The 23551-nt window shown below is 56.4% G+C and carries 18 protein-coding genes and 1 pseudogene; 18 read left to right on the top strand and 1 reads right to left on the bottom strand.

The window, feature by feature from the left end; genetic code table 11:
* Positions 1-88: 88 nt before the first annotated feature.
* Entirely contained in the window at positions 89-1408 is a 1320-nt protein-coding gene (locus tag BLO50_RS01550; protein ID WP_090248177.1) for a TRZ/ATZ family hydrolase, read from the bottom strand.
* 137 nt (positions 1409-1545) lie between these two features.
* Between BLO50_RS01550 and mtnA the strand changes: the two genes are divergently transcribed.
* The 18 genes and pseudogenes from mtnA to BLO50_RS01465 all read left to right on the top strand — a co-directional run bounded on the left by mtnA (position 1546) and on the right by BLO50_RS01465 (position 23487).
* Positions 1546-2622, top strand: coding sequence for an S-methyl-5-thioribose-1-phosphate isomerase (gene mtnA / locus BLO50_RS01545; protein ID WP_090248176.1), 1077 nt, complete (start codon positions 1546-1548; stop codon positions 2620-2622).
* Positions 2623-2865: 243 nt separating this feature from the next.
* Entirely contained in the window at positions 2866-5634 is a 2769-nt protein-coding gene (gyrA, locus tag BLO50_RS01540) for a DNA gyrase subunit A (RefSeq protein ID WP_090248174.1), read from the top strand.
* 93 nt (positions 5635-5727) lie between these two features.
* Positions 5728-6813, top strand: a complete 1086-nt coding sequence (gene serC / locus BLO50_RS01535) for a 3-phosphoserine/phosphohydroxythreonine transaminase (protein WP_090251105.1) — start codon at positions 5728-5730, stop codon at positions 6811-6813.
* A complete protein-coding gene (gene pheA, locus BLO50_RS01530; RefSeq protein ID WP_167141464.1) occupies positions 6813-7919 on the top strand; it encodes a prephenate dehydratase in 1107 nt (368 codons plus the stop codon). Before serC ends, pheA begins: the two co-directional genes overlap by 1 nt.
* A gap of 91 nt (positions 7920-8010) precedes the next feature.
* A complete protein-coding gene (gene hisC, locus BLO50_RS01525; RefSeq protein ID WP_090248173.1) occupies positions 8011-9117 on the top strand; it encodes a histidinol-phosphate transaminase in 1107 nt (368 codons plus the stop codon).
* Positions 9114-11369 carry a bifunctional prephenate dehydrogenase/3-phosphoshikimate 1-carboxyvinyltransferase gene (locus tag BLO50_RS01520; protein ID WP_090248171.1) on the top strand — a complete coding sequence of 752 codons (2256 nt, stop codon included), beginning with the start codon at positions 9114-9116 and terminating at the stop codon, positions 11367-11369. Before hisC ends, BLO50_RS01520 begins: the two co-directional genes overlap by 4 nt.
* Complete coding sequence (gene cmk, locus BLO50_RS01515; RefSeq protein WP_090248169.1) at positions 11366-12052, top strand: (d)CMP kinase; 687 nt, start codon at positions 11366-11368, stop codon at positions 12050-12052. The genes BLO50_RS01520 and cmk overlap by 4 nt, the downstream gene beginning before the upstream one ends.
* Before the next feature lie 151 nt (positions 12053-12203).
* Positions 12204-13895 (top strand): 30S ribosomal protein S1, encoded by a 1692-nt coding sequence (gene rpsA / locus BLO50_RS01510; protein ID WP_090248168.1) that lies wholly within the window; start codon positions 12204-12206, stop codon positions 13893-13895.
* A 152-nt stretch (positions 13896-14047) separates the two neighbouring features.
* Entirely contained in the window at positions 14048-14332 is a 285-nt protein-coding gene (gene ihfB, locus BLO50_RS01505; protein ID WP_090248166.1) for an integration host factor subunit beta, read from the top strand.
* A 206-nt stretch (positions 14333-14538) separates the two neighbouring features.
* Positions 14539-14843, top strand: a pseudogene (locus BLO50_RS22220) (MBL fold metallo-hydrolase); the annotation flags it as partial.
* Between the two features lie 61 nt (positions 14844-14904).
* The gene (locus BLO50_RS22215; protein ID WP_420875447.1) at positions 14905-15021 is read left to right on the top strand and encodes an MBL fold metallo-hydrolase RNA specificity domain-containing protein; all 117 of its coding nucleotides are present in this window, start codon (positions 14905-14907) and stop codon (positions 15019-15021) included.
* A 328-nt stretch (positions 15022-15349) separates the two neighbouring features.
* On the top strand, positions 15350-16726 hold the full coding sequence (locus tag BLO50_RS01495; protein WP_090248165.1) for a phosphohexomutase domain-containing protein: 1377 nt from the start codon (positions 15350-15352) through the stop codon (positions 16724-16726).
* Between the two features lie 33 nt (positions 16727-16759).
* The gene (locus BLO50_RS01490) at positions 16760-18202 is read left to right on the top strand and encodes a mannose-1-phosphate guanylyltransferase/mannose-6-phosphate isomerase (protein WP_090248163.1); all 1443 of its coding nucleotides are present in this window, start codon (positions 16760-16762) and stop codon (positions 18200-18202) included.
* Positions 18203-18225: 23 nt separating this feature from the next.
* Complete coding sequence (locus BLO50_RS01485) at positions 18226-19020, top strand: ABC transporter permease (RefSeq protein ID WP_090248162.1); 795 nt, start codon at positions 18226-18228, stop codon at positions 19018-19020.
* Positions 19020-20240 carry an ABC transporter ATP-binding protein gene (locus BLO50_RS22130; RefSeq protein ID WP_090248160.1) on the top strand — a complete coding sequence of 407 codons (1221 nt, stop codon included), beginning with the start codon at positions 19020-19022 and terminating at the stop codon, positions 20238-20240. Before BLO50_RS01485 ends, BLO50_RS22130 begins: the two co-directional genes overlap by 1 nt.
* A gap of 26 nt (positions 20241-20266) precedes the next feature.
* Complete coding sequence (locus BLO50_RS01475; protein WP_143003793.1) at positions 20267-21481, top strand: hypothetical protein; 1215 nt, start codon at positions 20267-20269, stop codon at positions 21479-21481.
* Positions 21444-22619 (top strand): glycosyltransferase, encoded by a 1176-nt coding sequence (locus BLO50_RS01470; RefSeq protein ID WP_143003792.1) that lies wholly within the window; start codon positions 21444-21446, stop codon positions 22617-22619. Before BLO50_RS01475 ends, BLO50_RS01470 begins: the two co-directional genes overlap by 38 nt.
* Positions 22612-23487 (top strand): FkbM family methyltransferase, encoded by an 876-nt coding sequence (locus BLO50_RS01465; RefSeq protein WP_090248156.1) that lies wholly within the window; start codon positions 22612-22614, stop codon positions 23485-23487. The genes BLO50_RS01470 and BLO50_RS01465 overlap by 8 nt, the downstream gene beginning before the upstream one ends.
* The last annotated feature ends 64 nt before the right edge of the window (positions 23488-23551 follow it).

Here is a 23551-nt window from a genome sequence, read left to right as displayed (position 1 = left end):
TTGCCAGCTTCGCCGGGTGGATTGGACGCCTGTTATGCGTCCAATGTATGTCAGTTTGTCGCAGTGCCCGAATTCTCTGGGCTGGCTGTCACTTGCCGGCAATCTTCGCGCCCCAGGCGCGGGCATTGGCGATGATCCGTTGTTCGTCCAGGCGCGTCAGTTGGCCGCCGTCGAGCAATTGTTTGCCGCCGACCCACAGGTGTTCGACGCAGGCGCGGCCACCTGCATAGATCAGCTGCGAAACCGGGTCATAAACTGGTTGCTGGGCCAGGCCGGAGAGGTTGAATACGGCGATATCGGCCGCCTTGCCCAGTTCCAGCGAGCCGATTTGCGCATCCAGACCCAAAGCGCGGGCGCCGTTGAGGGTGGTCATGCGCAGCGCGCGGTGAGCATCCAGGGCCGTGGCCGAGCCGGCAACGGCCTTGGCTAGCAGGGCGGCGGTGCGGGTTTCGCCGAGCAGATCGAGATCATTGTTGCTCGCTGCGCCATCGGTACCGATGGCGACGTTGACCTCGGCTTGCCAGAGTTTTTCCACCGGGCAAAAGCCGCTGGCCAGCTTGAGGTTGGACTCCGGGCAATGGATCACGCTGCTGTTACTTTCCACCAGCATGGCCAGGTCTTCATCATTAATCTGGGTCATGTGCACGGCCTGGAAGCGCGGGCCGAGCAGGTCAAGGCGCGCCAGGCGCGCCAGTGGCCGCTCACCGCGCTGCTCCAGGCTCTGCTGCACTTCGAAGGCGGTTTCGTGCACGTGCATATGAATGCCGGCGTCCAGCTCTTCGGCGAGCATGCGGATGTTTTCTAGCTTGTCGTCACTCACCGTGTAGGGCGCATGCGGGCCGAAGGCGACGCTCAGGCGCGGGTGGTGCTTTAGGTCGTCGAACAGATTCAGGCCTTTGCGCAGCGCTTCGTCAGCGTCGCGGGCGCCGGGAATCGGAAAATCCAGTACCGGAATGGTGATCTGCCCGCGGATGCCGCTGCTGTGCACCAGCTGGCTGGCGGTTTCCGGGAAGAAATACATGTCGGAGAAGCAGGTAATGCCACCCTTGAGCTGTTCGGCGATGGCCAGCTCGGTGCCATCCTGCACAAACTGCTCGTTGACCCATTTGGCCTCAGCCGGCCAGATGTGCTTCTCCAGCCAGGTCATCAGCGGCAGATCATCGGCCAGGCCGCGGAACAGGGTCATTGCCGCATGCCCATGGGCGTTTACCAGGCCTGGCGTGAGCAGTCGTCCGGGCAACTCAAGCACCTGCAGGGCTGCGTGTTTAAGCGCTTCAGCGCGCGGTGCGATCAGTGCGATGCGCCCGTCGCGGATGCCCAGGCCGTGCTCCAGCAGCACCACGCCAGCTGGCTCGACCGGGACCAGCCAGGTGGGCAGTAGCAGCAAATCGAGCGGAGCTTGGGGCATGGGAAGGCTTCCGGCAGTCAGTAGAGTGGCGAGTTTATAGGGGAACGCCCTAGGCTTGAAGCTGCATGCAGCTGATCTGGCGCGATGTGCGCAGTGCTGTGCGTATAATGGTCGGCTTTTTCCGGCGGAGGTGTGTCATGCGCGAGCAACTGCTAGCGGCAGAGAAGGTCAGGGCCATCGAGTGGCGTGACGGCGCTCTGCACTTGCTGGATCAGCGCGCGCTGCCTTTCGAGGAAACCTGGCTGAGCTATCACTCGGTTGCGGATGTCGCCGAGGCGATCCGTAGCATGGTGGTGCGCGGCGCGCCGGCCATCGGCATCAGCGCGGCCTATGCGATTGTCCTGGCTGTAAGGGCTCGTCTGCAGGACGGCGGCGACTGGCGAGCGGCATTGCAGGCGGATTTCGACCTGCTGGCTGCATCGCGCCCGACAGCGGTCAATCTGTTCTGGGCGCTTGAGCGCATGCGTGAGCGGCTGGGTCGGCTGAAAAGCCATGACAACCCGCTGGCGCTGTTGGAGGCCGAAGCCATCGGCATTCATCAAAGTGATCGTGAAGCCAATCTGACCATGGCCCAGCTGGGCGTCGATCTGATCCGCAAGCACCAGGGCAATCAGCAGAACCTGCTGACCCATTGCAATGCCGGCGCCCTGGCCACAGGCGGCTTCGGTACGGCGTTGGGGGTGATTCGCGCGGCTTTTCATGAGGGTTTGCTTGAGCGGGTATATGCCGACGAAACCCGGCCCTGGCTGCAGGGCTCGCGCCTGACTGCCTGGGAGCTGGCGGCTGACGGCATCCCGGTGACGGTCAATGTCGATTCGGCTGCTGCGCACCTGATGAAAACCCGTGGTATCACCTGGGTCATCGTTGGGGCGGACCGCATTGCTGCCAATGGCGATGTGGCGAACAAGATCGGCACCTATCAGCTGGCGGTGAACGCCATGCACCATGGCGTGCGCTTTATGGTGGTCGCTCCCAGCTCGACCATCGACATGGCCATGGAGCATGGCGACGATATCGTGCTGGAAGAGCGCGATGCTAACGAGCTGCTGGAGCTGGGCGGCAAGCGCATCGCTGGCGGGATCGAAGCGCTCAATCCGGTATTCGATGTGACCCCGGCGGCCCTGATCGATTTTATCGTCACCGAGAAGGGTGTGGTTGATCGTCCGGATGCGGAAAAAATGGCGCAATTGATGTGCCGCAAGCGCCTGCACTGAGTTTTCTGCGGGTGCGCACACCTAGTCGGTAGGGCGGCGCTGGGGATAGGTGCGACGCACTGATTGTGGTAAGCTCCGGCGGTTTTCGGGGGTGCCTGTTATGGGCCTCTTACCTGCGCAGATACATGGCATAACTTATTGATTTGTCGTGAGTCGCTATGAGCCTCAAGGCACGGCGACAGGCTCCACACCACTCAGGACGAGCGGCGCGGAGTTTCACCAGAAAAAGGAACAAGGCTACTCATGGGCGAACTGGCCAAAGAAATCCTCCCGGTCAATATTGAAGACGAACTCAAGCAGTCCTACCTCGATTACGCGATGAGTGTAATTGTTGGGCGCGCGCTGCCGGATGCACGTGATGGCTTGAAGCCCGTGCACCGCCGTGTGCTGTTTGCCATGAGTGAGTTGGGCAACGACTGGAACAAGGCTTACAAGAAGTCCGCCCGTGTGGTCGGTGACGTCATCGGTAAGTACCACCCACACGGTGATACCGCGGTGTACGACACCATCGTCCGCATGGCGCAGCCATTCTCGCTGCGTTACCTGCTGGTCGACGGCCAGGGCAACTTCGGTTCGGTGGACGGCGATAACGCAGCTGCCATGCGATACACCGAAGTACGCATGACCAAGCTGGCCCATGAGCTGCTGGCTGACCTGCATAAAGAAACCGTGGATTGGGTGCCGAACTACGACGGCACCGAGATGATCCCGGCGGTTATGCCGACCAAGATCCCCAACCTGTTGGTCAACGGCTCCAGCGGTATCGCCGTGGGTATGGCCACTAATATTCCGCCGCACAACCTCACGGAAGTGATCAATGGTTGTCTGGCGCTTATCGACAACGGCGAGCTGACTGTCGATGAGCTGATGCAATACATCCCTGGTCCGGACTTCCCGACTGCGGCGATCATCAACGGTCGCGCCGGTATCATCGAGGCCTACCGAACCGGCCGTGGCCGCATCTATATGCGCGCCCGCGCCATCATTGAAGACATCGACAAGGTCGGTGGCCGTCAGCAGATCATCGTCAGCGAGCTGCCGTATCAGCTGAACAAGGCGCGCCTGATCGAGAAGATCGCCGAGCTAGTTAAAGAGAAGAAGCTCGAAGGCATCACTGAGCTGCGCGATGAGTCCGATAAGGACGGCATGCGCATCGTCATCGAGCTGCGCCGTGGCGAAGTACCGGAAGTGGTACTCAACAACCTCTACGCCCAGACCCAGATGCAGTGTGTGTTCGGTATCAACGTGGTGGCGCTGATCGACGGCCAGCCGAAGGTCCTTAACCTCAAGGACATGCTCGAAGCCTTTATTCTGCACCGCCGTGAAGTGGTCACCCGCCGCACCGTATTTGAGCTGCGCAAGGCCCGTGAACGTGGCCATATCCTTGAAGGACAGGCGGTTGCCCTGTCCAACATCGACCCGGTCATCGCTCTGATCAAGGCCTCGCCGACCCCGGCCGAAGCCAAGCTAGCGCTGATCGCCACGCCCTGGGAGTCCAGTGCAGTGGAAACCATGGTCGAGCGCGCCGGTGCCGACGCCTGCCGTCCGGACGATCTCGATCCGCAATACGGCCTGCGTGACGGCAAGTATTTCCTCTCGCCGGAACAAGCCCAGGCCATTCTCGAGCTGCGTCTGCACCGTTTGACCGGTCTTGAGCATGAAAAACTGCTGGCCGAATACCAGGAAATCCTCACTCAGATTGGCGAGCTGATCCGCATTCTCACCAGCGCCACGCGTCTGATGGAAGTGATCCGCGAAGAACTGGAAGCGGTCAAAGCCGAGTTCGGCGATGCGCGCCGCACCGAGATTCTCGACAACCGCCTGGATCTGAGCCTGGCTGACCTGATCACCGAAGAAGAGCGTGTGGTCACCATTTCCCACAGTGGTTATGCCAAGAGCCAGCCGCTGCATGCCTACCAGGCGCAGCGTCGCGGCGGTAAGGGCAAGTCGGCCACCGGCGTGAAGGATGAGGACTACATCGAGCACCTGTTGGTCGCCAACAGTCACGCCACTCTGTTGCTGTTTTCCAGCAAGGGCAAGGTGTACTGGCTGAAGACCTACGAAATTCCGGAGGCCTCGCGCGCCGCCCGTGGTCGTCCGCTGGTCAACCTGTTGCCGCTGGACGACGGCGAGCGCATTACCGCCATGCTCCAGGTCGACCTGGAAGCGCTGCGTCAGCAGGCGCCGGAAGGCGACGAGCCGGACGATATCGAAGGCGTAGTGGTCGAGGCTGAAGAAGTCGAAGACCTGGCCGAAGGCGATGACGCCGACGACGAGACCCCGGATGAACCGACCGGTGCCTACATCTTTATGGCTACGGCCAAAGGTACTGTGAAGAAGACGCCGCTGGTGCAGTTCAGCCGTCCGCGCAGCTCGGGCCTGATCGCCCTCAAGCTGGACGAAGATGACACCCTGATCTCCGCTGCCGTAACTGACGGCGCCCGCGAAGTGATGATGTTCTCCGACGGCGGCAAGGTTATTCGCTTCAAGGAAAGCAAGGTCCGCACCATGGGTCGTACCGCTCGCGGTGTGCGTGGTATGCGTCTGCCGGAAGGTCAGGAAATCATCTCCATGCTGATTCCTGAAGCCGACGCGCAGATTCTCACCGCTTCCGAGCGTGGCTACGGTAAGCGCACTGCGATGGCCGAGTTCCCGCGTCGCGGTCGTGGCGGCCAGGGCGTGATCGCCATGGTCAGCAACGAGCGTAACGGCAAGTTGGTCGGCGCCGTGCAGGTGCTTGAAGGCGAGGAAATCATGCTGATTTCCGACCAGGGCACCCTGGTACGCACCCGCGTCAGCGAAGTCTCCAGCCTCGGTCGCAACACCCAGGGCGTGACCCTGATCAAGCTGGCCAAGGATGAAACCCTGGTGGGTCTTGAGCGTGTGCAGGAGCCCTCGGCTGAAGACGACGAAGAGCTGCTGGAAGGCGAAGAGGGTGTTGACGGCGCAGTTGCGGATGCAGGTAATGCACCCGAAGCCGCAGCTGACGAAAGCCCAATCAGCGAAGAGTGATCTGTCGGGGCGAGTGCGCTCGCTTCTGACAGCGTAGGATTTGGCGGCTGCTGGCACGCACCAGCCCGCCCACTATTTTGAGCGAGAGTGGATGTGAGCAAGCGAGCCTTTAACTTCTGCGCCGGCCCGGCCGCGCTTCCTGAAGCTGTTCTGCAACGCGCCCAGGCGGAGCTCCTCGATTGGCAGGGTAAAGGCCTGTCGGTGATGGAGATGAGTCACCGCAGCGACGAATACACCGCCATCGCGGAAAAGGCCGAGCAGGATTTGCGCGACCTGATGGAGATCCCGTCCGACTACAAGGTGCTGTTCCTGCAGGGTGGTGCCAGCCAGCAGTTCGCTGAGATTCCGCTCAACCTGCTGCCCGAAGAGGGTGTGGCGGATTACATCGACACCGGCATCTGGTCGAAGAAAAGCATCGAAGAAGCTAGCCGCTACGGCAACATCAATGTCGCCGCCAGCGCCAAGGCCTATGACTACTTCGCCATTCCTGGGCAGAACGAGTGGCAGCTGTCGAAAGACGCCGCCTACCTGCACTACGCCAGCAATGAAACCATCGGTGGTCTGCAGTTCGACTGGATTCCCGAAGTCGGTGATGTGCCGCTGGTGGCGGATATGTCTTCCGACATCCTCTCGCGCCCGATCGATGTGTCGAAGTTCGGCCTGATCTACGCCGGCGCGCAGAAGAACATCGGCCCCAGCGGCCTGGTGGTGACCATCGTCCGTGAAGACCTGCTCGGCCGTGCCCGCAGCGTCTGCCCGACCATGCTCAACTACAAGATCGCTGCCGATAACGGCTCGATGTACAACACCCCGGCGACCTTCTCCTGGTACCTGTCCGGCCTGGTGTTCGAGTGGCTGAAAGAGCAGGGCGGGGTGGCTGCCATGGAGCGGATCAACCGCGCCAAGAAAGACCTGCTGTACAAGGCCATCGATACCAGCGATTTCTACAGCAACCCGATTGCCCATAACGCCCGCTCCTGGATGAACGTGCCGTTCCGCCTGGCCGACGAGAAGCTGGATAAGCCGTTCCTCGCCGGTGCCGATGCGCGCGGCCTGCTCAACCTGAAAGGCCACCGTTCGGTCGGCGGCATGCGTGCCTCGATCTATAACGCCGTGGGTCTGGATGCCGTTGAGGCATTGGTGGCCTATATGGCCGAGTTCGAGAAGGAGCACGGCTGATGACCGATCCAATTTCCGAGCAGGAACTGCAGGCTCTGCGCCTGCGCATCGACAACCTCGACGAGAAGATTCTCGCGCTGATCAGCGATCGCGCCAGCTGCGCCGAAGAAGTCGCGCGGGTGAAGATGAAGGCGCTGCCGGAAGGCGAGAAGCCGGTGTTCTATCGCCCGGAGCGCGAAGCCCAGGTGCTCAAACGCATCATGGAGCGCAACCAGGGGCCACTGGGCAACGAGGAAATGGCGCGGCTGTTTCGCGAAATCATGTCCTCCTGTCTGGCCCTGGAAAACCCGCTCAAGGTGGCTTACCTCGGTCCAGAGGGTACTTTCTCCCAGGCTGCGGCGATGAAGCATTTCGGTCACGCAGTGATCAGCGTGCCGATGGCGGCTATCGATGAAGTATTCCGCGAAGTGGCCGCCGGTGCGGTGAACTTCGGTGTGGTGCCGGTGGAGAACTCCACCGAAGGCGCGATCAACCACACGCTCGACAGCTTCCTCGAGCATGACATGGTCATCTGTGGCGAAGTCGAGCTGCGCATTCACCACCACCTGCTGGTCGGTGAAACCACCAAAACCGACAAGATCACCCGCATCTATTCCCATGCGCAGTCCCTGGCACAGTGCCGCAAGTGGCTGGATGCGCATTACCCCAACGTCGAGCGCGTGGCGGTGTCGAGCAATGCCGATGCAGCCAAACGGGTGAAAAGCGAGTGGAACAGTGCGGCGATTGCCGGCGATATGGCGGCCAGTCTCTACGGCCTGACCAAGCTGGCGGAGAAGATCGAAGACCGTCCGGACAACTCCACGCGCTTCCTGATCATCGGCAGCCAGGAAGTACCGCCGACCGGCGACGACAAGACTTCGGTCATCGTCTCCATGCGTAACAAGCCGGGCGCACTGCATGAGCTGCTGGTGCCGTTCCACAACAACGGCATCGACCTGACCCGCATCGAAACCCGCCCGTCGCGCAGCGGCAAGTGGACCTACGTGTTCTTTATCGACTTCGTTGGTCACCACCGCGATCCTCTGATCAAGGACGTGCTGGAAAAGATCAATCAGGAAGCCGTGGCGCTCAAGGTGCTGGGTTCCTACCCGAAAGCGGTACTTTAAAACTGCTGCGGCACGCCTCAGGTCTCAAGCTTTACGCGCATCGACGCCGGGCTGTACTTGGGGCTTGCGGCTTTAAGCGTGAGGCTTTGCTATGACCGATTTCCTCGCCCTGGCCCAGCCAGGCGTACAGCAGCTGTCGCCCTATGTGCCGGGCAAGCCGGTGGATGAGCTGGCCCGTGAGCTGGATCTGGACCCGGCCAGCATCGTCAAGCTGGCCAGCAATGAGAATCCGCTGGGTCCAAGCCCCAAGGCGCTGGAAGCGATTCGCGGCGAACTGGCGGAGCTGACCCGTTACCCCGATGGCAATGGCTTCGAGCTGAAAAGTCGCCTGGCTGTGCGTTGCGGTGTGCAGATCAATCAGGTCACCCTGGGCAACGGCTCCAACGACATTCTCGATCTGGTCGCCCGGGCCTATCTGGCCCCCGGCCTTAATGCGGTGTTCAGTCAGTATGCCTTTGCCGTTTACCCCATTTCGACCCAGGCCGTAGGTGCTCAGGGCAAAGTGGTGCCGGCGCAGGATTACGGCCACGACCTGGAAGCCATGCTGGCGGCCATCGACGCCAACACCCGCGTGGTGTTTATCGCCAACCCGAACAACCCGACTGGTACCTGGTTCGGCCCCGATGCGCTGGAGCGCTTTCTCGCGCGCGTACCTAGCAATGTGCTGGTGGTACTGGATGAGGCTTATATCGAGTTCGCCGAAGGTGATGAGCTGCCGGACGGTCTCAAGTACCTGGCGCGCTATGACAATCTGCTGGTCTCGCGCACCTTCTCCAAGGCCTATGGCCTGGCGGCGCTGCGCGTTGGTTATGCGCTCAGCTCGGCGCAGATCGCCGATGTGCTTAACCGTGTACGCCAGCCGTTCAACGTCAACAGCCTCGCCCTGGCCGCGGCCTGTGCGGCGCTGGATGATGCCGATTACCTGGCGCAAAGCCGTCAGCTCAATGACGCCGGCATGGCGCAGCTGGAGGCCGGCCTGCGCGAGTTGGGTCTGAGCTGGATCCCGTCGAAAGGCAACTTTATTGCTGTGGACTTTGGCCGTGATACCGCGGCAATCAACCAGGCGCTGCTGCGCGCCGGGGTGATCGTGCGCCCAGTGGCCGGTTATGGCATGCCGAACTTCCTGCGGGTGTCGATTGGTCTAACTGCTGAAAACGCGCGCTTCCTTGACGCCCTGGCCAAGGTGCTGAACGCGTGAGTGAAGCCAAATCTGCTGTCACTCAGGTGCAACCTGCCGCCCCTAAGCTCGGCCGCCTGGTGGTTATCGGCCTGGGCCTGATTGGCGGCTCTTTTGCCAAGGGTTTGCGTGAGCGCGGCCTGTGCCGCGAAGTGATAGGTGTCGATCTCGATCCCGAGTCGCGCCGGTTGGCAGTGGAGCTGGGCGTGGTTGATCGCTGCGAGGTTGATCTGGCTGCCGCCTGTCAGGGTGCCGATATTATCCAGCTGGCGGTGCCTATCCTGGCCATGGAAAAGCTGCTCACAGAGCTGGCCAAGCTTGACCTGGGTACGACGGTGCTCACCGATGTGGGCAGCGCCAAAGGCAATGTGGTGCGTGCTGCGCGCCTGGCCTTTACTGGTAAATCGGTGCGGTTTGTGCCGGGCCACCCAATTGCCGGCTCCGAGCAGAGCGGGGTGGAAGCATCCAATGCGCAGCTGTTCCGCCGCCATAAGGTCATCCTCACGCCTTGCGAGCAGAGTGATGAGTCGGCCCTGGTGCTGGTCGATGCGCTGTGGCGCGAGCTGGGCGCGGATGTTGAACATATGGAGGTGGAGCATCACGATCAGGTGCTGGCTGCGACCAGTCACCTGCCGCACTTGCTGGCCTTTACTCTGGTTGACTCGCTGGCCAAGCGCAGTGAGAACCTGGAGATCTTTCGTTACGCCGCCGGCGGTTTTCGCGACTTCACGCGGATCGCCGGCAGTGATCCGGTCATGTGGCATGACATCTTCCTCGCCAATCGCGAGGCGGTGCTGCGCACGCTGGACGTATTTCGCGACGACCTCGACGCCTTGCGCGACGCGGTCGACGCTGGGGATGGGCATCAATTGCTGGGCGTATTCACCCGCGCCCGCGTGGCCCGTGAGCATTTCGGCAAAATTTTGGCCCGTAGGGCCTATGTGGACGCTATGCACTCTAACGATCTGGTTTTTCTGGCTAGCCCTGGCGGCAAACTCTCCGGGCGTATTCGCGTTCCGGGCGACAAGTCCATCTCTCACCGTTCGATCATGCTTGGCTCGCTGGCTGAAGGCACCACGCATGTCGAGGGTTTTCTGGAAGGTGAAGACGCGCTAGCAACGCTACAAGCGTTCCGCGATATGGGGGTGGTCATCGAAGGCCCGCATCATGGTCGCGTGACCATTCACGGGGTGGGTCTGAATGGTCTGAAGGCGCCGGCCGGTCCGCTGTACATGGGCAACTCTGGCACCTCGATGCGCTTGCTCTCGGGTTTGTTGGCAGCGCAACCGTTCGACACCACGCTCACCGGTGATGCCTCGCTGTCCAAGCGGCCTATGAGCCGTGTTGCCAAGCCGCTGCGCGAAATGGGCGCAGTGATCGAAACCGGCCCGGAAGGTCGCCCGCCACTGATGATCAAAGGCGGCCAGCGTCTGACCGGTATGGATTACGAAATGCCCATGGCCAGTGCTCAGGTTAAATCCTGCCTGCTTCTTGCTGGGCTTTACGCCGCCGGAACCACCTCAGTGACCGAGCCTGCGCCGACCCGCGACCACACTGAGCGCATGCTGCGTGGCTTCGGCTACCCAGTAACTGTGGATGGCAGCACCGCCAGCGTTGAATCAGGCCATAAGCTGACCGCGACTCATATCGAAGTGCCTGCGGATATCTCCTCGGCAGCATTCTTCCTGGTGGCCGGCAGCATTGCCGAAGACTCCGAGCTGGTGCTTGAGCACGTAGGCATCAACCCGACCCGTACTGGTGTCATCGATATCCTCAAGCTGATGGGTGGCGACATCACCCTGGAAAACCAGCGTGAAGTCGGCGGCGAGACCGTGGCTGATATTCGCGTGCGCAGCGCCAAGCTCAAAGGCATTGATATCCCCGAAGACCTGGTGCCCCTAGCTATTGATGAGTTCCCGGTACTGTTTGTTGCTGCGTCGGTGGCTGAAGGCCGTACCGTGTTGCGCGGTGCCGAAGAGCTGCGGGTCAAGGAATCCGACCGTATTCAGGTGATGGCTGATGGTTTGATTGCTCTGGGCGTCAAGGCCGAGCCAACGCCAGATGGCATTATCATTGAGGGCGGCAGCATCGGTGGTGGCGAAGTCTGGGCGCACGGCGATCACCGCATCGCCATGTCGTTCAGCGTGGCGTCGTTGCGCGCCACTGCGCCGATCCGCATCCATGATTGCGCCAATGTAGCCACTTCGTTCCCCAACTTCCTCGCGCTGTCGGCTCAGGTTGGCATTCGTGTGGCCGAGGAGGGCAAAGCATGATCGTTGCACCGGTTATCACCATCGACGGGCCGAGCGGCTCGGGCAAGGGCACCATTGCCGGCCTGCTGGCCAAACAGCTGGGCTGGAATCTGCTGGATTCGGGTGCGTTGTATCGCCTGCTGGCCTTTGCTGCGGGCAATCACGGCGTTGATCTGACCAACGAAGAGGCGATGAAGCTGCTCGCCGCTCATCTGGATGTGCAATTTATTGCTGCGGGCGATGGCCATGGTCAGCGCATCATTCTTGAGGGCGAAGAGGTCACTGACCTGATCCGTAACGAGCAGGTCGGTGCCGGTGCTTCGCAGGTGGCCTCGCTGTCCGCCGTGCGCGAGGCTCTGCTGCAGCGTCAGCAGGCATTTCAGGAAATGCCGGGTCTGGTCGCCGATGGTCGTGATATGGGGACTGTGGTGTTTCCCGATGCGCCGCTGAAGATTTTCCTCACCGCCAGCGCCGAGGAGCGTGCCCGCCGCCGCTACTTGCAGTTGAAGGCCAAAGGCGATGATGTTAATCTCGCGAGTCTTCTTGATGAGATTCAGGCGCGCGATGAGCGCGATACCCAGCGTGCAGTGGCTCCGCTCAAGCCGGCAGCCGATGCGATCCAGCTGGATTCCACTGAACTCTCGATTGAACAAGTGCTTGAACGAATTCTGAGTGAGGTCGCCAATCGCGATCTCGCCGGATGATAAGAGCCACAGCTGCTTAAGCTGACCGGCTCGCAAGGAGGCACACGGGAACCCAGTCCTAGTTCCGTTTGCCTCTTTTTAAATGAACGTACCCACATTGTCTGGAATGTGGTTTGGGCGGATTCCCTGCCCTGAATCAACAGGAATTAAAATGAGCGAAAGCTTTGCTGAACTGTTTGAAGAAAGCCTAAAAACCCTGAATCTTCAGGCTGGCTCGATCATCACCGCTATCATCGTCGACATCGATTACCAAGCTGGTTGGGTAACCGTTCACGCTGGTCTGAAGTCTGAAGGCCTCATTCCGCTGGAACAGTTCCACAACGACGCTGGCGAGCTGACCATCAAGGTTGGTGACGAAGTTCACGTTGCCCTGGACGCGGTTGAAGATGGCTTTGGTGAAACCAAGCTGTCCCGCGAAAAAGCTAAACGTGCCGAGTGCTGGATCGTTCTGGAAGCAGCTTTCGCCGCTGAGGAAGTGGTTACGGGCGTTATCAACGGTAAGGTTAAGGGCGGCTTCACTGTCGACGTTAACGGCATCCGTGCGTTCCTCCCAGGTTCCTTGGTCGATGTCCGTCCGGTGCGTGATACCACCCACCTGGAAGGCAAAGAGCTCGAATTCAAAGTCATCAAGTTGGACCAGAAGCGCAACAACGTTGTCGTTTCCCGCCGCAGCGTGCTGGAAGCCGAGAACAGCGCTGAGCGCGAAGCTCTGCTGGAATCCCTGCAGGAAGGTCAGCAAGTCAAAGGTATCGTCAAGAACCTCACCGACTACGGCGCGTTCGTGGATCTGGGTGGCGTCGACGGCTTGCTGCACATCACCGACATGGCTTGGAAGCGCATCAAGCATCCGTCGGAAATCGTCAACGTTGGCGATGAAATCGACGTCAAGATCCTCAAGTACGATCGCGAGCGCAACCGTGTTTCCCTCGGCCTCAAGCAGCTGGGCGAAGATCCATGGGTTGCCATCAAGGCGCGTTACCCGCAGGACACCCGTGTTACTGCGCGCGTAACCAACCTGACCGACTACGGCTGCTTCGCAGAGCTGGAAGAAGGCGTGGAAGGCCTGGTGCACGTATCCGAAATGGATTGGACCAACAAAAACATCCATCCTTCGAAAGTCGTTAACGTCGGCGACGAAGTGGAAGTTATGGTTCTGGATATCGACGAAGAGCGTCGTCGTATCTCCCTGGGCATCAAGCAGTGCAAAACTAACCCGTGGGAAGATTTCTCCGGTCAGTTCAACAAGGGCGACAAAATCTCCGGCACCATCAAGTCGATTACCGATTTCGGTATCTTCATTGGTCTGGATGGCGGCATCGACGGCCTCGTTCACCTGTCCGACATCTCCTGGAATGAAGTAGGCGAAGAAGCTGTGCGCCGCTTCAAGAAAGGCGACGAGCTGGAAACCGTTATCCTCTCCGTTGATCCGGAGCGTGAGCGTATTTCCCTCGGCATCAAGCAACTGGAAGAAGATCCGTTCTCCGACTACGTTGCAGTCAACGACAAAGGCACTATCGTTCGCGGTACTGTGAAAGAAGTTGACGCCAAGGGTGCAATCATCACTCTGGCTGATGGTATCGAAGCCACACTGAAAGCCTCCGAAATCAGCCGTGACCGCGTTGAAGATGCGCGCAACGTCCTTAAAGAAGGCGAAGAAGTTGAAGCCAAGATCATCAGCGTAGACCGTAAGAGCCGCGTAATCAGCTTGTCGGTTAAGTCGAAAGACGTTGAAGACGAAAAAGAAGCCATCAAAGAAATGCGCACTAAGCAGGACGAAGTTGCTTCTGCTGGTCCGACTACCATTGGTGATCTGATCCGTGCGCAAATGGAAAACCAGAACTAAGTTTAGGTAATCCAGAAAAAGGGCGACTTCGGTCGCCCTTTTTTGTACCTGAAAATCGCTAAGGTGTTGTTTTATAGGCTGTTCAAATCAGGCGAGGCGTGCTAAAACCTTTTTATCTAGTGATCTAGCCGCTTGAAAAAGAAGGGAAAACCATGACCAAGTCGGAGTTGATCGAGCGCATCGTTACCCATCAGGGGCAGCTCTCGTCGAAGGATGTTGAGTTGGCGATCAAGACCATGCTGGAGCAAATGTCGCAGGCATTGTCGGCTGGTGATCGGATTGAGATCCGTGGTTTTGGCAGTTTCTCGCTGCATTACCGCGCGCCGCGGGTTGGGCGTAATCCAAAGACGGGCGACTCAGTCACGCTGGATGGCAAGTTTGTACCGCACTTTAAGCCTGGGAAAGAACTGCGTGATCGGGTTAATGAAGATGAATAACCCCGCCTAAGTCGCCATAGTGCGGCTTTTTGCATCTCAATCCCGCTATTTTCAAGGCGCTGCTTTCTGCTAATCCGAGACTGGTATCACGTTTTAATCATGGCATAATGTCGTCGCTTTGAATTGGTTGCTCTCGCCAGTTCATATGGCACGGCTATTTGTCGTTTAGTCATGGATGTACTTTTCCTGCGTTAATGGATTAGCCGATGGACTTCCCTCATATACTTCATCATGGTGCCGTCTCAGGCGTGACTGGTTTCTGCCATCAGCTGCTTATGGATGCTGACAGTAGTCTGTTAGTCAATTGCGGCTTATTCCAAGGCGCAGAAACCATCGCGGGATGGCAGGGCGGCTCGCCATCGACTTCTTTCTTGATAGCATCAAAGCGCTAGTAACCACCCAAGTGCACATCGATCACGTAGGTCGTATTTCTTCCCTGGTCGCCGCAGGCTTCAAATGGCTGATCATCTACAGCGAGTCGTCGGTCAAACTACTGCCTATCGTCTTGGAAGTTGAAAGCACTAGATGGCTGGTAGATACAGCGTTTTGTGCGCAAAGGATGGTATGTGGAAATGGGCGAGCAGCCCTGTACCAACCGCGCTCAGGTGCATACCATAGGTAGCTACTCTGCTCATGCAGATCAAAAAAGATTGCTTGGATTTTTTACCAGAATGCGCCAATGGCAGTAACAAGTGCGGATTGTTCGCGGTGAACCTGGCGCCAAGTATGAGTTGGGTGAGTGCCTCAAAGCACTGTACAAGAAAGCCGAGCGTGATTTTCAGTTGATAACGCCTGGCAGTACAAGTAACTCCGAATGACATTAGAAGAGGCGCAAGCGCAAATGCTCTAGTGTAAACAACAGGGCTTAGTCCAAAAAGCATCAGAAAAATGAGTGTTTAATTTTTCAGGCTGATTTAGTAGTGAGGCGCATGCATCTGGGCATCTACTTCGTCCCATAAGCCTGAGAGTATCGCCCACCGCCCCCTATTTTGCTGAAGTTAGAAGGTACATTGCTTAATGACCCCTCTTACCTGCTTCAAAGCCTATGACATTCGAGGCCGACTCGGTGCTGAACTAAACGAAGAGATCGCCTACCGTATAGGCCGCGCTTACGCGCTTTTCCTCGATGCGAAGAGGATCGTCATAGGCGGCGATATGCGCCTGTCCAGCGAGCCGCTCAAGCAGGCGCTGGCCAAAGGCTTGATGGACGCCGGCTGCGACGTCATCGACCTGGGCATGACAGGTACCGAGGAAGTCTACTTCGCCGCCTTCACCCTGGATGTCGATGGCGGTATCGAAGTCACCGCCAGCCACAACCCCATCGACTTCAACGGCATGAAGCTGGTCCGCCGTGGTGCCCAGCCGATCAGCGGCGACACTGGCCTCAAGGACATCCGCAGCCTGGCTGAAGCCAACGCCTTCTCGCCCGTGAGCCAGCGTGGCCAACTCAGCCAGCAAAGCTGCCTCGATGCCTACATTGACCACCTGCTCGGTTACCTCAAGGCCGAGCAGCTCAAACCGCTGAAGCTGGTGGTCAATGCCGGCAACGGCGCTGCCGGCCACGTCATTGATGCGCTAGAGCAACGCTTCCAGGCCATGGGTGCCCAGGTCGAATTCATCAAGGTATACCACGACGCGGACGGCACCTTCCCCAACGGCATCCCCAATCCGCTGCTGCCGGACAACCGCACCGCCACCGCCGAGGCGGTTAGGGCTTACAAAGCCGACATGGGCATCGCCTGGGACGGCGATTTCGACCGCTGCTTCCTGTTCGACGAGCATGGCGAGTTCATCGAGGGTTACTACATCGTCGGTCTGCTCGCGGAAGCCTTCCTGCAGAAGGAGAAGGGCGCCAAGATCATCCACGACCCGCGCCTGACCTGGAACACCATCGATGTTTGTCAGCAGTACGCAGGCCAGGCCATTCAATGCAAGACCGGCCATGCCTTTATCAAGGAGCGTATGCGTAAAGAAAACGCCATCTACGGCGGCGAAATGAGCGCCCACCACTATTTTCGCGACTTCGCTTACTGCGACAGCGGCATGATCCCCTGGTTGCTGGTGGCCGAACTGATCAGCACCCAAGGCAAAACCCTCTCGCAACTGGTCGGCGAGCGCATGGCCGCCTATCCCTGCAGCGGCGAAATCAACTACACCGTCAGCGATGCCAAGGCGGTGATCCAGGCCGTGCTGGATCACTATGCCGGGCTGAAACCGAAGCTGGATAGGACCGATGGCATCAGCCTGGAGTTCGCCGATTGGCGCATGAGCCTGCGCTCGTCGAATACCGAGCCGCTATTGCGCTTGAATGTCGAGGCGAAAAACTGCCCCGTGTTGGTGGCAGATCAGGTCAAAACCATTGAAAGAATTATCAGTGCCTCGCAAAACAGCTGATGCACTAACGAAGATGTATAGGAACATAAATATATGAAACTTATTCCCGTAATTATGTCCGGCGGCGTTGGTAGCCGGCTCTGGCCGGTATCCCGAGAAACTCACCCCAAGCCATTTATGCCGCTGCCAGATGGTCAGAATCTGATTCACAAAACCTTTGTGCGCGCCACCGCCCTGGATGATGTGGTCGAGGTGCTGACCGTTACTAACCGCGAACTGTTCTTCAAGACCGAAGACGAATATCAGCGTGCAGCTAAAGTTCGCGGCCCACAAAGTTTTATTCTCGAGCCATTTGGTCGCAATACCGCGGCTGCAGTGGCTGCCGCTGCACTGCAGCTGGAAAGTGTCCACGGGGCCGACGCTCAGATGTTGGTACTCGCAGCAGATCACTTGATCGCCGATCAGATAGCATTTGCCCAAGCGGTCAAGAAAGCCCAGGTGCTGGCTGCAGAGGGATGGCTGGTGACGTTCGGTATTCAGCCCGAGTATCCAGAAACTGGATTCGGTTACATAGAAGCGGATAAAGCGTCGACGTTGCAAGGCGGCCTGAAAGTCCAGCGTTTTGTGGAAAAGCCCGATTTAGCCACCGCCAGAAACTATGTGGCTGCCGGCAACTATTACTGGAACTCGGGAATGTTCTGCTTTCGCGTGGGTACGGTGCTGGATGAACTGCAGGCCTACTCTCCAGACGTTCTAGAGGCTGTGCGCGCTACTTTGAGCAACTCGCGGCTGAGCGAGGGTGAAGCGCATCGTTGCTTACGTCTCGATGCTGAGAGCTTTGCCCTAGTGCCGGATATTTCCATCGATTACGCGCTGATGGAGCGCTCGGCCAAGGTCGTGACCGTACCCTGCGATATTGGCTGGAGCGACATCGGCTCATGGAATGCAGTGAGTGAACTAACCGCCGCCGACGAGAACGGCAATCGCTGCGTGGGCGAAGTACTAGCGCACCAAGCCTGTAACAACTATGTGCAGAGCAATGGGCGCCTGACCGCACTGGTCGGCGTGGAAGACCTGATAGTCGTTGATACATCGGATGCGATACTGATCGCTCATAAGAACAGCGCACAAGACGTGAAACATATCGTGGCGCAGCTGAAAAAAAGCGGCCACAGCGCTCACTTGATTCACCAAGTAGTTCATCGCCCTTGGGGTGCCTATACAACGTTGGAGGAGGGCGAGCGCTTCAAAATCAAGCGCATCGTGGTCAAGCCTGGCGCTTCGCTTTCATTGCAGATGCATCACCATCGTAGTGAACACTGGATTGTCGTCAGTGGTATGGCGCGAGTCGTCAATGATGAGCGCGAATTAATGCTGGATACTAATGAGTCAACCTTCATCAGGGCCGGGCATAAACATCGCCTGGAAAACCCAGGTGTAATCGATCTCGTCTTGATCGAAGTGCAAAGCGGAGACTATCTGGGTGAGGACGATATCGTCCGTTTTGAAGACATCTATGGCCGTGCAGACTGCTGACCGGTAATCAAGGAAAATACTAAATGTTGGCTATTATCAGGCCGCTTTGGGCCTATCGGGGGTTTATCCTCGGTAGCGTCAAACGCGAGTTTCAGTCCAAGTACCGCAACTCATTATTGGGTGCTGCGTGGAATGTGCTTAACCCGCTGGCGATGATCATCGTGTATACGCTGATTTTTTCGCAAATCATGCGGGCAAAACTTCCAGGCGTGGATAGCGCCTTTGGTTACAGTATCTATCTCTGTGCCGGGGTGATTACTTGGGGGCTGTTTGCGGAGATTGTCGGGCGCGGACAAAACGTCTTTCTGGATAATGCCAACCTCCTGAAGAAGCTCAGCTTTCCCCGGCTTTGCCTGCCGGTAACGGTCGTAGCCAATGCCGGGCTCAATTTTTTCATCATCTTCGGGCTGTTCACGGCATTCCTGGTGCTCTCCGGCACCTTCCCAGGCCTGCCGTTTCTTGCCATTTTCCCGCTGCTTGCTCTTCTTGTGCTTTTCTCCATCGGCCTTGGTATTACCTTGGGCGTGCTGAATGTTTTTTTTCGTGATGTCGGGCAGTTCTTCGGTATCTTTCTTACCTTCTGGTTCTGGCTAACCCCGATCGTCTACCCCATCAGCATCCTCCCGGAAAGACTCCAGCCCTTTATGAGCCTCAACCCTATGACACGGTTGATGAACGCGTTTCAGGTTGTACTGGTGAATGGCCAGTGGCCTAACTGGTCCAGCCTTTGGCCCGTTGTCGTGTTGGCGCTGCTGCTTTGCGTATTCGGCTTTGGCCTTTACCGCCGGCATGCCGGCGAAATGGTGGATGAACTCTAATGGGCACAGTTACCGTTACCAACTTAGGCAAAGCCTATAAGCAATACCCCACTCGTTGGTCGCGACTGGCGGAGTGGTTGATACCGTTCGGTAAGCCACGCCACAGTCTTAAGTGGGTATTGCAAGACATCAACTTCAGCATCCGCCCCGGTGAAGCCGTTGGTATTATCGGCATCAACGGCGCAGGTAAGAGCACTCTGCTCAAGATGATTACCGGCACCACCCAGCCCACCACTGGTGGCGTAAATATCACTGGGCGAGTTGCTGCCATGCTAGAACTTGGCATGGGGTTCCATCCGGATTTCACCGGCAGGCAGAATGCATTTATGGCCGGTCAGCTTCTTGGTTACAACGTCGAAGAAATTACCCTGCTAATGCCGGAAATCGAATCCTTTGCTGAAATCGGTGAATATATCGATCATCCCGTGCGGGTATATTCCAGTGGGATGCAGGTGCGATTGGCCTTTGCTGTATCCACTGCCGTACGTCCAGACGTTCTCATCGTGGATGAAGCTCTTTCGGTGGGTGACGTTCACTTCCAGCAAAAATGTATGGCTCGCATCCGAAATTTTCGCCAGCAGGGAACAACTATCCTGCTGGTCACTCATGATATCGGCGCACTTAGCGCTATCTGCGATCGTGCCATAGTGCTATCAACTGGCAGTGTGATTCAAGATGGCCCTGTAGGCGAAGGTCTTGAGGCTTACTTTGCTAGCATTGCTCGTGGCAAGGGGAATGGGCATGAGAAATTTACTTGCCACTTTGAGTCGCCGAATAAATACATTGAGGATCTCTCTATAGAAAGTCCCAATGGAATTAAAGATTTAATATTCGAGGGTGAGCAGATCACGCTACGGCTGCGCATGAGGGATTTAGAGCACTTTACTGATCCGCACATTGGTTTCCGCATTCAAGATCGGTATGGACTTATTGTCTTCGAGACAAATACCTACTGCCAAGGTATCAGTCCAAGATTACAGTTGGTAAGTTTGAAATCATTTGAACTAATTGTCCATCTGAAGGGCAATCTCGGTCGTGGAGATTACACACTCGCTGTTGGCATTGAAAACGATGGCATTCCGGGCGGGGGGTTCCAATCCGTGATCTTGCCAACACAAGTTGTGCATAAATTCAGTGTGGCCCAGGATCCTGCTAATTCACTTTTGTGGGCTGGATTTACCAACCTTAGTCCCAGGTTTGCGGTGAGAGAAATTACCTAATATTAACCGTGAGCTTGTGAGTAAATATGAGTATTGAGCATTATTTTGGAGGTTGCGCGGCTTGGGTCGGCAGTAAACCGGTCCATCTCGCAGTGACTATCGAATTAGTTTCAGCGGTTAACTGGCGTGCGCCTCATGTGATGCATGGTCAATTCGATAGAGTTTGGCTTTATGAGCGGGAATTGTTCTCTTACGGGTCTGGTTGGCCATTACTGCTAGATGAGTGCCTACGCCTGCTGGGCCCCCGTGGTTATCTGATCACGCGGACGCGTGATAGCGAACATGGAACGTTGTTCGAGCTTAAGTCTATAGTCGCACGTCGCCCGAACATTTCCGCAGAACTAGTCTTTCAGGAGAAGCTTTCTGGGGGCGATACGGTAACGGTTATCGACGTACAGCGCGGTAATCTTTCGGCGTACTCCGAAGACGGATGGACCATTGGTATCCTGTCTAACGGTGCGAAGTCCGTGAATGTACATTCGCTTGCTGAGAAGCTAACTAAGCTCGCCGGTGAACGGCCACTTCAAATCGTAATTGCTGGACCTGAGAAGCTCGTCATGCCTCCACACGTTACGGGCAGCAAGGAGGAGTGGAATGATCGCTCTGGTGACAATCTGCCGCGTATTGGCGAGAAAAAGAATTGGATCGTTCGTCAGGCCCGCCATTCTAACATCGCGATATTTCATGATCGCTATCAGATTGACGATAACTTCTTCAGCGGTTTCGAAAAATTTGGTCTTGACTTCGATTTTGTGTCTATTAGCCAGCGATATGAGTCGGGTGCCTACTATCCTTCGTATATTGGTTTTCAGGAAGGTAAGATGCGTTGGCAGAGGCCACAATTCGATCTCTCGTATACAATGCTGCATGACGGACACTTTATTAACGGCGGCCTCATAGTTCTGAAGCGCAGTGTTGCTGAGGTTTTGAATTTCAACGCTTTACTTCTACATAATGAGGCTGAAGATGTGGAACTAAGTTTAATGCTGCGTTCTATCGGTATTTTTCCACGCATGAATTCGTACTCTAGCGCCATAGCAATCGGAGTGCCAGACAACTACACTGGAACATTTAGAGATGTTACCAGTACGCCTACTTTGCTAGCAGCAAACCGACTGAATGTCATAATTCATCGCGTAGCCTTCGCTGGCTGGCATAGGCTTCCCTATGCTGCCAAAAAATTAATTAAAAAAAGTCGTATTTATGTCACACTTAAACGATATTTGCGTTATAACGGATAATACTGTTTTCTCCGTCCATCATGGGGTGCGCCGCTATTTAATGACCTTGTGCGCAACATTAGAGGCTCAGGGTAATCGAGTATATTTAATTAATTGTACGGGGCAAGATCAAACTGAGGCTGTGGTTCTAGAGCGCAGCCTACTAGTTGATAATGGTTTCATTGGTAATCGCCTAGTAGGCAGCTCTCGAAGTGAAATTTTGGATTTCGTGCGCTCGAGCCGCGTCAGGGAGTTGAGGGATTCTACAGAGAGGGTGGGCGTGCGAAGCGAGTCTCTAGACAAGCTTCCCTTGCGTTTTGATCTTTGCATTGTTGGTGCTCCGTGGATCGCTGCTTCGATTTCTTCAATGCCTATGGCTGATCGGTATGTGTGCGTTGCTTATGATGCCATACCGAATCGTTATTACTTTGATAACCCAGAAGATATTGGCTTACACCTATTCGCACATGCGCACTATAAAGGCTATCGTTGGGCTGATGAAAAAGCTGATGGTATTTTTTGTATCAGTGAGCTGACCGCGCGTGAGTGTCAAAAATTTGGTTTTGGTGGGCACAGTGGGCTTGGTGTATTTCCCACCATGATTCCGCCGGGATATTTGACGCTTGATGCATCTCGAATTGAGGTTGACCGAGGGCGCGTAGCGCTACTTGCTGCGCCTTTTGATCGGCGCAAAGGGCTGCTTTCAATACCGAGCTTAGTTAACGCAGGTCAATTTGATTCTCTGCGAATTTTTGGGCGGCCGCGTTGCTCGCATGACGAGTTAGTATCTTTTTTTGAAAAGCTGGATATCGAGGATATTCAGTGGTGGTGCGATGTTGACTTTGATAAGCAAGTTGAATTGTATACAAGCGCTAAGGTCCTCATCTTTCCTTCCCTAAATGAGGGGCTAGGCTTTCCTGTGCTGGAGGCGTACGCGTGCGGTACTTCAGTACTTACTTCCAATATTGAGCCATTAAACCAGTTGGTGCGAGGCGAAGACCTGCTTGCTGACGATGAAGTGGCGCGGTTTGAACAAGTCCGTCGACGAGTCGACGAGGTAGTCGATCCCATGAATTACCGCCGCTTTGTAGAAAAATTATGTGCTGCTCCTGATTTCGGGTTAGCAGGAAAGGAAGGGCGAGGTGTGTTTAATGGTTAACATCATAGATGTTGGGGCAAATTTCGGTAGCTTCGGTTTGGAGCTAGCAAAGCGTAATTCGCAGACCTTTGTTCACATGATTGAGCCTGTGCCTGATCTTGCCAGAGAATTGCGTGTGAAATGCGCTACTGAAGGTGTGTCTAATATTCTTGTGCACGAGCTTGCTCTGGCTGAAACGGATGGAGAAGCTGAGCTTTTTGTAAGTGTTTCAGGTGACTGCGGCACTACAAGCATGCTTCCTTTTGATGAAGGAAAAATTTCTACTGATCCGTATTGGGCCCAACGCTCCGACCTTCGACATGAGACTAAGGTGCGAGTACAGACTCTCCGGCTAAGCACATTTATGGAGAAGAATGGTATTGATCAAATAGACTTCATTAAAATTGATGTCCAGGGCCTAGATTTAGCCGTGCTAGCGTCTGCTGGAGATTATATTTCGTCTGTTCGTGCTGGTATGTTGGAAGTTTGTACTACAGAAAAAAATGCTTTGTACTTTGGTGAGAAGCAAGACCTGCGAATAGTGCTAAATTTTCTCGAGGATCATGGTTTCAAAGTTGTAGCTATTAAGCCGAATGATCCGGCTTGCAATGAGGTGAATGTTTTTTTTTCGCGTGATCCCGAAACTTGGGATAAGGATACTGTTGCTTGGGGGTTGTTTGGGTTGCCTGCTTTCGACGGTAAGCACTACTGGCATGCATGCAGTTCCTCGCCCGAGTATGGTGATGATCTGAATCGTCAGCTGCAGGCTGAAAATCTCAGATTACGGACTCGCCTTGAAGTGCAGGATGTTGAAATCGATCGTCTTAGTAAGCGTATTTCCGATCTGGATTTTGAAATTGCCCGGATTTGCGAACATATTGTAAAGTAGGAACGTAGGAGCCGGAATTCCAGTGGCTTCTAAAAATGCATGACAACATCTAAAGGCCCTTAAT

The sequence above is a fragment of the Pseudomonas peli genome, from assembly GCF_900099645.1.
Classification (GTDB): Bacteria; Pseudomonadota; Gammaproteobacteria; order Pseudomonadales; family Pseudomonadaceae; genus Aquipseudomonas; species Aquipseudomonas peli.
The sequence above is the reverse complement of the archived record's forward strand: the minus strand, read 5'-3'. Positions and strand labels throughout refer to the sequence as shown.

Bases quoted from the DNA above. Each gene is read 5' to 3' on its own strand.
- BLO50_RS01550 (WP_090248177.1), bottom strand. From the start codon at position 1,408: ATGCCCCAAGCTCCGCTCGATTTGCTGCTACTGCCCACCTGGCTGGTC.
- mtnA (WP_090248176.1), top strand. From the start codon at position 1,546: ATGCGCGAGCAACTGCTAGCGGCAGAGAAGGTCAGGGCCATCGAGTGG.
- gyrA (WP_090248174.1), top strand. From the start codon at position 2,866: ATGGGCGAACTGGCCAAAGAAATCCTCCCGGTCAATATTGAAGACGAA.
- pheA (WP_167141464.1), top strand. From the start codon at position 6,813: ATGACCGATCCAATTTCCGAGCAGGAACTGCAGGCTCTGCGCCTGCGC.
- hisC (WP_090248173.1), top strand. From the start codon at position 8,011: ATGACCGATTTCCTCGCCCTGGCCCAGCCAGGCGTACAGCAGCTGTCG.
- cmk (WP_090248169.1), top strand. From the start codon at position 11,366: ATGATCGTTGCACCGGTTATCACCATCGACGGGCCGAGCGGCTCGGGC.
- rpsA (WP_090248168.1), top strand. From the start codon at position 12,204: ATGAGCGAAAGCTTTGCTGAACTGTTTGAAGAAAGCCTAAAAACCCTG.
- ihfB (WP_090248166.1), top strand. From the start codon at position 14,048: ATGACCAAGTCGGAGTTGATCGAGCGCATCGTTACCCATCAGGGGCAG.
- BLO50_RS22215 (WP_420875447.1), top strand. From the start codon at position 14,905: ATGGGCGAGCAGCCCTGTACCAACCGCGCTCAGGTGCATACCATAGGT.
- BLO50_RS01495 (WP_090248165.1), top strand. From the start codon at position 15,350: ATGACCCCTCTTACCTGCTTCAAAGCCTATGACATTCGAGGCCGACTC.
- BLO50_RS01490 (WP_090248163.1), top strand. From the start codon at position 16,760: ATGAAACTTATTCCCGTAATTATGTCCGGCGGCGTTGGTAGCCGGCTC.
- BLO50_RS01485 (WP_090248162.1), top strand. From the start codon at position 18,226: ATGTTGGCTATTATCAGGCCGCTTTGGGCCTATCGGGGGTTTATCCTC.
- BLO50_RS22130 (WP_090248160.1), top strand. From the start codon at position 19,020: ATGGGCACAGTTACCGTTACCAACTTAGGCAAAGCCTATAAGCAATAC.
- BLO50_RS01475 (WP_143003793.1), top strand. From the start codon at position 20,267: ATGAGTATTGAGCATTATTTTGGAGGTTGCGCGGCTTGGGTCGGCAGT.
- BLO50_RS01470 (WP_143003792.1), top strand. From the start codon at position 21,444: ATGTCACACTTAAACGATATTTGCGTTATAACGGATAATACTGTTTTC.
- BLO50_RS01465 (WP_090248156.1), top strand. From the start codon at position 22,612: ATGGTTAACATCATAGATGTTGGGGCAAATTTCGGTAGCTTCGGTTTG.